Origin of the sequence: Bacillus sp. G402 (assembly GCF_051172515.1) — a bacterium.
Classification (GTDB): domain Bacteria; phylum Bacillota; class Bacilli; order Bacillales; family Bacillaceae; genus Bacillus; species Bacillus altitudinis.
The window spans coordinates 648,351-660,563 of the sequence record NZ_JBPIZC010000001.1 but is presented as its reverse complement, the minus strand read 5'-3'; the positions used below and the strand labels follow the sequence as shown (position 1 = coordinate 660,563).

12 protein-coding genes are annotated in these 12,213 nt (G+C 43.2%); 2 read left to right on the top strand and 10 right to left on the bottom strand.

Features of this window, described 5'->3' with window-relative positions; genetic code table 11:
* Positions 1-7: 7 nt before the first annotated feature.
* The 9 genes from ACSBQP_RS03550 to ACSBQP_RS03510 form a co-directional block, all read right to left on the bottom strand.
* Positions 8-1,531, bottom strand: coding sequence for an acyl-CoA carboxylase subunit beta (locus ACSBQP_RS03550; protein WP_435028194.1), 1,524 nt, complete (start codon positions 1,529-1,531; stop codon positions 8-10).
* An 18-nt stretch (positions 1,532-1,549) separates the two neighbouring features.
* Positions 1,550-2,332 carry an enoyl-CoA hydratase gene (locus ACSBQP_RS03545; protein WP_065460492.1) on the bottom strand — a complete coding sequence of 261 codons (783 nt, stop codon included), beginning with the start codon at positions 2,330-2,332 and terminating at the stop codon, positions 1,550-1,552.
* Between the two features lie 15 nt (positions 2,333-2,347).
* Positions 2,348-3,253, bottom strand: a complete 906-nt coding sequence (locus ACSBQP_RS03540; RefSeq protein WP_435028193.1) for a hydroxymethylglutaryl-CoA lyase — start codon at positions 3,251-3,253, stop codon at positions 2,348-2,350.
* Positions 3,254-3,265: 12 nt separating this feature from the next.
* Positions 3,266-3,481: an acetyl-CoA carboxylase biotin carboxyl carrier protein subunit gene (locus ACSBQP_RS03535; protein ID WP_171465460.1), complete on the bottom strand. Its 216-nt coding sequence runs from the start codon at positions 3,479-3,481 to the stop codon at positions 3,266-3,268.
* Positions 3,478-4,827: an acetyl-CoA carboxylase biotin carboxylase subunit gene (locus ACSBQP_RS03530; RefSeq protein ID WP_041092797.1), complete on the bottom strand. Its 1,350-nt coding sequence runs from the start codon at positions 4,825-4,827 to the stop codon at positions 3,478-3,480. Before ACSBQP_RS03530 ends, ACSBQP_RS03535 begins: the two co-directional genes overlap by 4 nt.
* Before the next feature lie 8 nt (positions 4,828-4,835).
* Positions 4,836-6,473, bottom strand: a complete 1,638-nt coding sequence (locus tag ACSBQP_RS03525) for an AMP-binding protein (protein ID WP_025207461.1) — start codon at positions 6,471-6,473, stop codon at positions 4,836-4,838.
* Between the two features lie 42 nt (positions 6,474-6,515).
* Complete coding sequence (locus ACSBQP_RS03520; RefSeq protein WP_008346640.1) at positions 6,516-7,658, bottom strand: acyl-CoA dehydrogenase family protein; 1,143 nt, start codon at positions 7,656-7,658, stop codon at positions 6,516-6,518.
* A gap of 159 nt (positions 7,659-7,817) precedes the next feature.
* Positions 7,818-9,353 (bottom strand): glycoside hydrolase family 10 protein, encoded by a 1,536-nt coding sequence (locus ACSBQP_RS03515; RefSeq protein WP_171465461.1) that lies wholly within the window; start codon positions 9,351-9,353, stop codon positions 7,818-7,820.
* Between the two features lie 24 nt (positions 9,354-9,377).
* Positions 9,378-10,265 carry a tyrosine-protein phosphatase gene (locus ACSBQP_RS03510; protein WP_435028192.1) on the bottom strand — a complete coding sequence of 296 codons (888 nt, stop codon included), beginning with the start codon at positions 10,263-10,265 and terminating at the stop codon, positions 9,378-9,380.
* Positions 10,266-10,355: 90 nt separating this feature from the next.
* On the opposite strand from ACSBQP_RS03510, the gene ACSBQP_RS03505 reads away from it, so the two are divergent.
* Positions 10,356-11,108, top strand: a complete 753-nt coding sequence (locus tag ACSBQP_RS03505) for a DeoR/GlpR family DNA-binding transcription regulator (RefSeq protein ID WP_046527662.1) — start codon at positions 10,356-10,358, stop codon at positions 11,106-11,108.
* Positions 11,109-11,229: 121 nt separating this feature from the next.
* Positions 11,230-11,619 carry a tautomerase family protein gene (locus tag ACSBQP_RS03500; RefSeq protein ID WP_017359513.1) on the top strand — a complete coding sequence of 130 codons (390 nt, stop codon included), beginning with the start codon at positions 11,230-11,232 and terminating at the stop codon, positions 11,617-11,619.
* A 33-nt stretch (positions 11,620-11,652) separates the two neighbouring features.
* Here the strand turns inward: ACSBQP_RS03500 and ACSBQP_RS03495 are convergent, their stop codons facing one another.
* Positions 11,653-12,207, bottom strand: a complete 555-nt coding sequence (locus ACSBQP_RS03495; protein ID WP_046527663.1) for a hypothetical protein — start codon at positions 12,205-12,207, stop codon at positions 11,653-11,655.
* Between the last annotated feature and the right edge of the window lie 6 nt (positions 12,208-12,213).

Here is a 12,213-nt window from a genome sequence, read left to right as displayed (position 1 = left end):
GCCCCCTTTAGACCGGATAGACCGGATGTTTTCGTTTCGTAAATGTCATGTCTTTCGATGAATAGGCTACTAATCTATGACAAAGTTCCGTTCTTAGACGGTCAAATGGGATGACGCCATCGACAATCATTTCAGAGGCAAGCTCATAGATATTCATATCTTCCTGGTATTCCTTCCGTTTCTCTTGTATAAATGAAGCCCTCTCTTCGGGCGGGAGTTCTGCAATTTTATTTGCATAGACGGCATTTACAGCGGCTTCTGGACCCATCACAGCGATTTGCGCCGATGGAAGAGCGAGACAGCAGTCTGGCTCAAAAGCAGGGCCTGCCATTGCATATAATCCTGCTCCGTATGCTTTACGGACGATGACGGATATTTTCGGAACGGTCGCCTCTGACATAGCGGAGATCATTTTTGCCCCATGACGAATAATGCCGGCTTGTTCCACTTTTGTTCCAATCATAAATCCTGGTATGTCCGCGAGAAAGAGCAGCGGGATATGAAAGGCATCACAGAGCTGAATAAACTTGGCGGCTTTATCAGCTGAGTCGTGGAATAATACGCCGCCTTTGACCCTTGGCTGATTGGCAATGAGACCGACAGGCTGACCGTTCATTCTGCCAAAGCCGGTGATTAACTCTGCGGCAAACAGTTTTTTGATTTCAAAAAATGACCCTTCATCAATCAGTAAATCGATGAGTTGATACATATCAAATGGGGTATTCTGGCCTTTAGGAATTAAGTCTTGGATGGTGATGTTAGATGGTTTAGGTGCTTTTGCTGCTGTCATTTTTGGTTTTTCCATATAGTTGGCAGGCATATAGGTTAAATAATCACGTGCAATTTGAATGGCCTCTTCCTCTGTTTCGGCTAATATATCTCCGCATCCAGAAATGCTACAATGCATTTTCGCACCGCCCATTTCCTCAAGTGATACTTTTTCACCGATCACCATTTCAGCCATTCGCGGCGACCCTAAATACATGGATGCATTTCCTTCGACCATGACGACAATGTCACAAAAAGCAGGGATATACGCACCACCGGCAGCAGAAGGACCGAATAGTAAACAAATTTGAGGAATGCGTCCAGACAGCTTGACTTGGTTATAAAAAATGCGCCCTGCTCCTCTTCTGCCTGGAAACATGGCGATTTGATCGGTGATTCTTGCACCCGCAGAATCGACTAAATACAGCATTGGACAATTGAGCTTCTCGGCCGTTTCTTGAATTCGAATGATTTTTTCTACTGTTTTGACGCCCCACGATCCTGCTTTAACCGTAGAGTCGTTTGCCATGACACAAACAGTCTGCCCATTCATACGCCCGGTTCCTGTGACGACACCATCTGCTGGTAAATGTTCATCTTTGCACTCTGCAAACATGGCATCTTCAATGAAAGAATCCTCATCTAATAACAAATGAAGCCGATCACGGACAAATAATTTTCCTTTTTCTTTGTTTTTTTGATGGTAGCGTTCTGCCCCGCCCTTTTCAATTCGTTGTTTATTTAATTCATATTCTTCGATCATAAACATTCCCCTTTCTTACTATTTGCCAATGTAATGAGGCGTTCGTTTTTCTTGAAAAGCCTTGAGACCTTCTAGTCGATCTTCTGTATGAATTAGCCGCAGATAAGCTTCGTATTCTTTCGTCAGCCCTGTTTGCAAATCGTGATCAAGGCTGGATTGAATGGCTTGTTTTGCTTCTTTTAAAGCAATCGGTCCATTCTTGGTGATTTGTTTTGCGAATGTGATAGCATCATTCATCAGTGAATCGACTGTAGAGATACGTTCAATCAGTCCGATTTTAACGGCTTCTTCTGCTCGTAAAGAAGTGCCTGTGAAGATCATTTCTTTCGCTTTCCCGGGTCCGATCAGGCGCGGAAGTCTTTGTGTGCCCCCTGCTCCCGGCAGGATAGCTAGTCCTGTTTCCGGCAGGCCGAGCGCTGCACCCGCTTTTGCGATGCGGAGATCACAGGCGAGCGCGAGCTCAAGACCTCCGCCAAGTGCGTGTCCGTTTATCACGGCAATGACAGGAACAGGCAAAGATTCAATGTCTGTAAAGGTTTGCTGAATGGTCAGAACAGCTTCTTTGGCTTCTTGTTCTGTCATCAATCGCCGTTCTTTTAAGTCTGCTCCTGCGCAAAAAACTTTAGCGCCAGCTCCTGTCATGAGCAAACAGCGGATGTTTTCATCATGTTTGATTTCTTGAATCGTTTGGTTGATTTCCTCTAGCATAGCAGCGGAGAGAGCATTGGCTTGCGCTGGTCTATTTAATGTCATGATGCCAATGTAATCATCTTGTATTGAAAAATTGATCAATGAAGTCATGTGATTCACCCTTTATCAAGTAGTGTGAGACTGAAAAGCGCGTAAACAGTGACTTGGCAGGGTTCGATCCACTTTTGCTTCAATCCATTCAGCCGCTTTAATCAAGCAAGGGAGGTCGACATTTGTTTCGATCCCGAGTTTGTGAAGCATGTGTACCACGTCTTCTGTCGCCACGTTTCCGCTGGAGCCAGGTGCATAAGGACAGCCGCCAAGCCCCCCGCTAGAGGCATCAAACATGGTGATGCCGGCTTTTAATGCTGTATAAATATTGGCAAGCCCCATTCCTTTCGTATCATGAAAATGAAGCGCGATTTTATCAGCAGGAAAGCGTTCAAGTAAAAGGTCTAACCGTCTTTCTACTTGCAGCGGATGGGCTTCCCCAATGGTATCCCCAAGTGATATTTCATCAATGCCGAAGGACAGCAACTGTTCCGTTAATCGCAGCACTTGGTCCATCGGTACTTGTCTTTCATAAGGACATCCAAACACGGTTGAAATATAGGCCCGCGTTTGCCGTCCTTCTGCTTTTAAATCGGCTGTCATTTGTTTGATCACAGGCAATGTTTCCTGTATAGATCGATTCATATTCTTTTTGTTATGTGTCTCACTCGCTGAGATAAACATAGCCCCTACCTCAAGGTTTGCTTCAAAAAAATGAGCTAACCCCTTTTCATTTGGGATGAGTGCGGCATAGGTGATATCCTCTTTTTTGTTGAATGATTGGACTAATTCTTTGGCGTCTTTTAAGGCTGGAACCCATTTCGGATGAACAAATGAGGTGACTTCAATATAAGGAAGATGGGCTTCTTCGAGTAAATGGATCCATGTTCGCTTCTCCATTGTGTCCAGCCAAACGGATTCATTTTGCAGGCCATCGCGCGGGCCGACCTCTCTAATGAGCACGTTTTTTGGTAATGCCATGCGGCTTTCCCCCTATTCTGTCAGCTCTAAAAGTACCTCTCCCTCGTCAACAAAGTCCCCCTCCGCCTTATACACTTTACTGATCACACCTGCTTCTTCTGCAACAATGGGAATCTCCATTTTCATCGATTCTAAGATGGCGACTTCCTGTCCTTTTTGCACATCATCACCCTGTTTCACAAGAAGCTTCCATAAGTTTCCGGCCATTTGTATCGTGATAGTTTTCATGAACGGTTTTCCTCCCTTTTTTTCATCAGATAATCGGTTGTGATGCTGCCATGTAAAAAGGCAGTTGATTCGGCCATTTCCTTTAAAAGCGGTACATTGGTTTTGATCCCTTCTATTTCATATGCTTGTAATGCTGCTTTTAATCGTTCTATGGCGAGTTTTCGAGTATCACCGTACACAATCATTTTCGCAATCATTGGATCGTAAAATGGGGTAATGACACTTCCGCTCGTGACGCTTGACTCATGACGGATATATGGGGCATCAGGTGTAGAAAGCCGAGTGATCGTGCCTGGCGAAGGGTAAAATGTCACAGGGTCTTCAGCGTATATTCTAACTTCAATCGCGTGCCCAATTTGATGAATATCCTCTTGGCTGAAGGACAGGGGCTCTAATGCGGCAATTTTTAGCTGCTCCTCGACAAGGTCAATCCCGGTAATTTCTTCTGTGACAGGGTGTTCTACTTGCAATCTCGTATTCATTTCTAAGAAATAAAATTGCTGGTTTTGATCGACTAAACATTCAATTGTGCCCGCATTTTCATACCCAATTGCTTTGGCAGCTTTGACGGCCATCTGTCCCATTTGCTGTCTCACCGTTTCTTCAAGACAGACGGCTGGTGCCTCTTCAACAATTTTCTGATGTCTTCTTTGGAGTGAACAATCTCTTTCAAATAAGTGAACGCCGTGACCGAACGAATCAAAAAGAACTTGAATTTCGATGTGCCGTGCGTGTTCAATCACCTTTTCCATGTATAAAGTACCGTCTTGAAAGAAACTTTGTGCTCTTTTTTGATTTCCTTCAAACGCTCGATGCAGCTCTTCATCGTTGCGGACGAGCTGCATACCAATCCCGCCGCCACCACTCGATGCTTTTAGCATAATGGGATAGCCGAGTGTCTGTGCTTTATGAACCCCTTCGTCTGCATCATGGAGCGGGGCTGAAACACCAGGAACGATTGGGATGCCCGCTTGTTCCATCGTTTTTCTCGCTTCAATTTTATTTCCCATCTGCTGAATGACTTGTGCAGATGGTCCAATAAAGGTAATGCCCTCGCTCCGGCAGCGCTCAGCAAATGCCGCATTTTCTGATAAAAGACCATACCCTGGGTGGATAGCATCAGCATTTGTTTGTTTGGCAACCTTAATGATCGCTTCCATGTTTAAATAGCTTTCAGAAACTTTAGCGCCGCCGATATAATAGGCGCTGTCTGCTTCTTTCACATGAAGTGCATGCTGATCAGCCTCTGAATAAACGGCAACGGTTTTGATTCCGAGCCGTTTACATGTCCGAATCACTCTACGGGCAATTTCGCCTCGATTGGCGATCAATACTTGTTCAAACATCGCTGCCTTCACTCCTTTATTAGATCAAGCGCCTGCTTTTTCAAGCGGAATTTCTGAATTTTGCCTGAGGCGGTCATTGGGTACTCATCTGTAATGAAAAAGTATTTCGGGATTTTGTAGCGTGCCATTTGTGACTGACAATAGCTCGTTAATGTCTCAATTGAGACCGACTTCCCTTGTTTCAGCCGAATGAATGCGGCTGCTTCCTCGCCGTATGTCTCGTCAGGAATACCAACGACCTGTGCGTCAAGAATGGCAGGGTGAGTGTATAGGACATCCTCAATCTCTTTTGGGTACACATTCTCTCCGCCTCTGATGATCATATCTTTGAGCCGGCCTGTGATTTTCACATAACCGTCATGATCCATCTCAGCTAAATCCCCTGTATGAAGCCATCCGTCCTCATCAATGACTTCATTTGTTGCTTCTTCGTTTTTATAATAGCCCTTCATGACATGGTAACCTCTTGTACAAAGCTCTCCTTGCTGTCCTCTTGGCACTTCTTCTGATGTCCCTGGTAAAGCAATTTTGACTTCAATTTGAGGAAGCGCACGTCCGACCGTTTGAACACGTCTTTCAAACGAATCATCGGTTCTTGTTTGGGTAATGACGGGTGAACTTTCGGTTTGACCATAGGCAATCGTGAGCTCTCTTAATCCCATTTTTTCAATGACTGCTTTCATGACGTGGGATGGGCAGAGTGAACCGGCCATAATCCCCGTTCGTAATGTGGACAGGTCATAAGAGTGGAAATTTGGATGATCGAGCTCTGCGATGAACATGGTTGGTACACCGTGAAGAACCGTGCATTTTTCTTTTTCTACTGTTTGAAGGACTCGTTCTGGATGGAATGATTCAAGTGGAATGATCGTTCCCCCTTTTGTGAGACAAGCAAGTACACCAAGAACAGAGCCGAAGCAATGAAAAAACGGTACTGGGATACACATACGGTCCTGCTCTGTTAATTTCATACAATCTGCGATCTGACTCGCATTACAGACGATGTTTGTGTGGCTGAGCATGACGCCTTTTGGATAGCCGGTTGTGCCTGAAGTGTACTGCATATTAATAACGTCATCAGGCGTGAGCTCATTCATTCGCTTCTCCCATTCATGATCTTCGGTTCTTTTGGCTGCCACTTGAAGACGATCCCAGCTGAGCATGCCGTTTGGTACATGCTGACCGATATAGATACATCTTTTTAAATAAGGAAATTGTGTGGAAGTGATTTCCTCTTGATGAGCGGTTTGAAGTTCTGGAATCAGCTCTTCAAGCATGTTGACATAGGACGTTTCTTTAAAGCCGTCTACAATAAACAACATTTTGCTGTCAGAATGCTTGAGTAAATAGGCGAGTTCCTGTGATTGAAAATTGGTATTCACAGTGACAAGAACAGCACCAATGGAGGCGCAGGCAAATTGAAGAATGAGCCATTCAGGTATATTTGGTGCCATAATGGCGATGTGATCTCCCTTTTGAACGCCTAATGCCATGAGACCTTTACCTGTTGCCTTGACCTCTTGATAAAACGCTTCGTACGAATAACGTAAAGAACGTTCTGGGTAAACAATGGCTTCATGTGCTGGATGCTGTTCTTTTTTTTCTCTTAATAGGGAGCCAATCGTTTGCGGGTGAATCGACATCATTGCTTTCCTCCCTCATGTTTAGTAAGCGTTTTCATTAAGGTATTACGCTAACAGCTGTCTTGCGATCACGAGCCGCTGAATTTCAGAGGTTCCTTCTCCAATTTCCATCAGCTTGGCATCTCTCACAAGCCGTTCAACACCGCATTCTTTCATATAGCCTGTTCCGCCATGAATTTGGACCGCATCAAGACTTGCTTTTGTGGCCATTTCTGAAGCAAACAGTTTGGCATAGGCCGCTTCTTTTGTAAATGGTTTGCCTTGATCTTTCAGCCAAGCGGCTTTCCAGACCATTTGTCTTGCAAGCTCTATTTGCATCGCCATATCCGCCAGCTTAAACTGAATGGCCTGGAAGGATGAGAGCGTCTTTCCAAATTGCTTTCTTTCTTTTGCATAGGAAAGTGAAGCATCAAGTGCCGCTTGCGCAATTCCGACAGATAAGGCTGCAATGGAAATTCGTCCGCCGTCTAATGTATATAAAAATTGCTTGAATCCTTTCGATTTGTCTCCTAATATATGATGCGCTGGTACACGCACTTCGTCTAAAATGATTTCAGCCGTATCTGAACCACGAACCCCCATTTTGTCATATGGGTTTGTAATCGACAGTCCCTTTTGTCCTTTCTCCACAATAAAGGCGGAGATGATTGGACGTCCGTTTTCATCATGATCTGTTACAGCGGTGACAATAATCGTTCTGGCATAATTGGCATTTGTGATCCAGCACTTTTCCCCACTGATGACATATTCTTGTCCGTCTTGAATGGCTTTTGTTTTTGTTCCTTTTGCATCTGATCCAGCGTTTGGTTCTGTTAATCCGAAGGAGCCAAGCGCTGTTCCAGAGGCTAATGGAACAAGATGGTCCATCTTTTGCTCCTCCGTCCCGAAGTAATAAAGTGGACTTGCGCCTAAGGAAACCGCTGCGGCATAACTTAAACCTGTACTCGCACACTGTTTTCCAATTTCCTCGACTGCCAGTGCATACGAGATCGTATCTCCTCCAGATCCTCCATATTTCTCTGGAAAGGGTATACCCATAAAACCGAGCTCCCCCATTTTTTGAAATGTTTTTACGGGAAATGCTGCCTGTTCATCAACAGTTTGAGCGTGCGGTGCAATTTCTGTTTTTGCAAATTCTTTGACCATCTGACGGATCATTTGCTGCTCTTTCGTTAATTCAAAATCCATTGTGCTTCCCCCTTTGGCGCTTTTCTATCATATTTATTATTGAAATAGCTGCTTCATGCCAAGCTTGATTGAATTCAGAAAATTAAAATAAAAATAGTAGAAAAATAGAGAAAGCAAAAAAGCATAAATGGAGGAAAACCCTCATTTATGCTGTCTTTGTTATTTTACTGTTTTTGTAGAAGGTTTGCTTTCATGATGAAGGCGATTGAGTGCCGTCACTTTATAGGTATAGCTCTTCTTTTGATTGGCTAAAATGTCTTTCGTTTGTGTGAAGGAACCTGTTTCTTTTCTGACCGTTTGCACAAATTCGTATGTCCCTTTATTCGACAATCGATAGACTGCATAATAGGATGCACTAGAGCGCGGATCATTTTGTATCTGTAAAACTGCGCCATACTCTGTCTTTTTCACAGATTGGATGATTGGTTTTTTTGGCGCTTTTTGATGAAGCCATGGCATCTCTGGTATGAGAGCTGGTTTGCTATAGGTTTCTTCTATTAATCGTTTCTTTACATTCAAGGGATTCCGATTGATATCTTTCAGACTAAAATGCATGCTTCCTTGTACGAGCTGTGACTGCCTGTTCAGGTCGATCTGGCGAAAATACTCCTCTGGATCAGACCAAGCAGGATCACTGTTTTGATTGATTTTATACGTCGCTTGACCAATGTACAAATGAACAGGCTGCCCCTTCACTTCATTTGACCACCATTTCGTCAGCACATCATAGGCAGCGGGCTGAAAGCCGATACTCCAATAAATTTGCGGGGTGATATAATCAATATGGTGCTGCTGTATCCATTCTCTTGTATCAGCATACAAATCATCATAATTGGTCATCCCTGCTGTTGTGTTTGAACCGGTTGGGTCATCTTTTATGTTGCGCCATACACCAAATGGGCTAATGCCGAATTTCACATACGGCTTTTCTTTCTTAATGGTGTTATTGATTTGCTTCACTAGCTCGTTCACATTATCTCTTCGCCAATCTTCTATATGTGTGAATTTCTGCCCGTAAGTTTCATACGTTTCTTGATCTGGAAATGGAACACCAGCGATTTTATTCGGGTAAAAATAATCATCCATATGCACCGCATCAATATCGTAGTTTTTCACTACTTCCTCTATCCCGTCAACAATGAAGTCCTGAGCATCAGGAATGCCTGGATTAAAGTACAGCTGATTTCCGTAGGCGATGGTCCACTCAGGGTGTGCTCTTGCAGGATGATCGGCTGATAACCGGTTGAGATCGGTATGATTCATGGTGATTCGATAAGGGTTAAACCAAGCATGAAATTCAAGGCCGCGTTTATGTGCTTCTTCTATCATAAATTCAAGCGGGTCATATCCAGGGTCTTTCCCTTGTGTACCAGTCAAATATTCAGACCATGGCCCGAATTTCGACGGATAAAAGGCATCTGCTGTTGGTTTAATTTGCATGATGACGGCGTTCATATTCATCGCTTTGATGTCGTCTAACAGTTGAATGAACTCTTGTTTCTGCTCATCTGCGGGCAGTCCTTTCTTTGAAGGCCAATCTAAGTTATAAACTGATGCGACCCACACTGCACGCATCTCTCTTGTGCTCTCAAGCTTCCCTTTTGGCATCGAACGAGCTAGACTGCTAGACGGAATCAATAAGAAGACACCCATGAAAACTAGTGTCAGAACCGTCATACTGATCTTTTTCAGCATGGTTTGCATCACCTCATATTAAGTTTATTCTGCGTTTTGTGATGGAATGCCAGCAGATGGTGTAAGCAAGATGTTTTTCATTTTAAGCAGCTGAGCTTGCGGGACGTCGCAGGCTTCTAGTAAATACCGCTCTGCACTTCCGTATGTATCCATCATCTCATTCAGTACATCTTCAAGATAATCTTGCTGCACACCAAGCAGGGGCTGAATTTGTTCTTTTGACACCCGATATAAACTCATCATGCGAACAAATCGTTCTTGTCTTTTCACTAGCATTTTCACGCCTTCATTGGAACGCATGTATTCACTTAAAACGGTATGCACCGGCACACCCGTTGCTAATTGAATAAGAGAATATAAAAAGCCTGTACGGTCCTTTCCGCTTGTACAGTGAAGCATAAGCGGATAATTTTTTTCATCTGACAGTAATGTAAACAATTGCTGAATCTCTTTTTTTCGCTCATAGAGCATGCTTTGATATACATCTTTCATGATCGGTGTAAAGGATAGAGATTTTCCTTCTGCTATCAGCATACGAAACATGGTCCATTTGCTAGGCATCATGCTGTCAGGCTGCATAGGGATATGAACAATTTTGTCATGTTCCATGATCTTTGGCGGGTGTGATTTTCGTTCTGAGCTTGTACGCAGGTCACAAATCGTTTGAATTCCAAGTGTTGAGAACGTCAATATGTCTTGCTTCGTGAGACGTGATAAATCGGCAGATCGATAAATCATTCCTTGTTTGATGACCATCTGATCCGTTGTTTGAAGTCCCCCTACCTCTCTAAAATTTGCAAGCTTTGAAAATTGTATGTTGTGTTCATTCATAGAAGTGAATATCCTTTCTATCCTCTTTTCTCTATCATACGCTTTTATGAAAAATGAGAAAAGATAAGAGAAAAAGATCATTCGATTCTCCCATGTTGATCAGTGACATCTTTTACGTGGAATTATTGTTATAATAGAATCAGCATATTCGTATTGATTGGAGATTGTAGCATGATAAAAACAAAACGTATTCAGCAAATAAAAGAGTATGTATTTGACCGGGAATCTGCCTCTCTTGATGAGCTTGTGACGCATTTTGGCGTCTCAAAAAACACCATACGCCGAGATGTACAAGCATTGGTAGAATCCGGCGTGCTAAAGAAAGTGTACGGCGGCGTCGCTGTGAATCACTCAACATTGGTGGTGTATCAGGAGCGAAAGACTCGTCAGCTGAGTAAAAAACAATTGATCGGACAGGCTGCCGCCGCTTTTGTTGAACATGGTGATATGATTTTTGTTGATTCTGGTACAACGACACTGGAGATGCTTCCCTATTTGAAGGAGAAACAGATTACCATTGTGACAAATAACGTGGATTTCATTACACAGGCTATGCCTTATGAACACCTCACCATCTTTTCAACCGGCGGTATGCTAGAGCGAAAAACAAATTCTTTCGTTGGTTATCAAAGTGTTGAGCGTCTCAAAGCATACAATGTCAATAAAGCATTTATTGCATCAACTGGTTTATCCATTGATCATGGCGTCACGAATTCCTCCCCGCTTGAGACAGATATTAAAAAAACGCTCGTTGAAAAAAACGCCAAAACCTTTTTATTAGTCGATGATAGTAAGTTTGACCATTATGCCTTAACCACGTTTTGTGACTTAAAAGACATAGACATCGTCGTGACGAATGAACAACCAAATGAAGATTACCTTCAATATGGAAAAGAGCATGATGTGAAGTTTGTCACGCCTTAGTCCAGAGCGAAAAAGCCAAGCGCCAATGTTTTGGCTTTTTTCTTATGCGCAAAAGAGTGAAACGGCGAAGTGTTGGTTACATTATGATTGTACATTTAACACATATTTGGAGGTTGACCTGATGCCGTTGTTACGATTTGACGTGATAGAAGGCCGTTCAAAAGAGGAATTAAAAAAACTGCTGGACACTTGCCATGAAGCAATGGTTGATGCCTTTGGGGTACCTGAACGAGATCGCTATCAAATTGTTCATCAGCACCGCCCTGAAGAGATGATGATTGAAGACACTGGGCTTGGTTATCCGAGAACAAAAGATCTTGTTGTCATTAGTGTTGTCAGTAAACAGCGGACGAAAGAGCAAAAGGAACAGCTTTATGCACAAATCGCAGAACGTGTAGAAAAAGAATGCGGGGTTGCCAAGACGGATGTGATGATCTCCATCGTGGAAAATGGAGACGCCGATTGGAGCTTCGGGATGGGTGAGGCTCAATTCATAAGAGGATTGCTCTAAAAAACGGCTCAGGAATGTGAGCCGTTTTTTGATTCATTCATTTTCAAGCTGCATGAGCAAGTTGAATAAATAGCGGTACACTGCTGAGATCACACCAATCAAAGGTGTATCTTCTTTGATGTCCTCTAGTTCAAGAAGCGGAATGTTGACATCAAATAACCCGTCTTGCCCATTAAATTGAAGCTGAGCACCATTTAATGTTGAGAGCATCTCTTTTAGTAATCCAGTATCTTTTTTAGGACGCTTCAATCCGAATAACACGGTATACGTCTGAAATACTTCATCCCATTCTATGGCAAGTCCGTCGGCTCTCACCACATCAAACCACTTCGACTCGATATAAATGAATTCTTTTTGTTGTTTTTTTACGTATGTAAGAGGTGTATTTAAAAAGGAAGCATTTTCTGTTTGAATCATTTCCTCCGATTCCTTGTCTACACGTTCTATATAAACATCAGCAAAGCGTGCTTCTTCTGTCATTTTTGCCCCTTCTAGCGGCCAATTTTGACTTGCGGCTTTGTTATATTCAAAGTCGGTGAGCGCCTGCCCTTCTTTCAATAAATCTTGTAAGCGATTTTGCAGTGACATGACTGT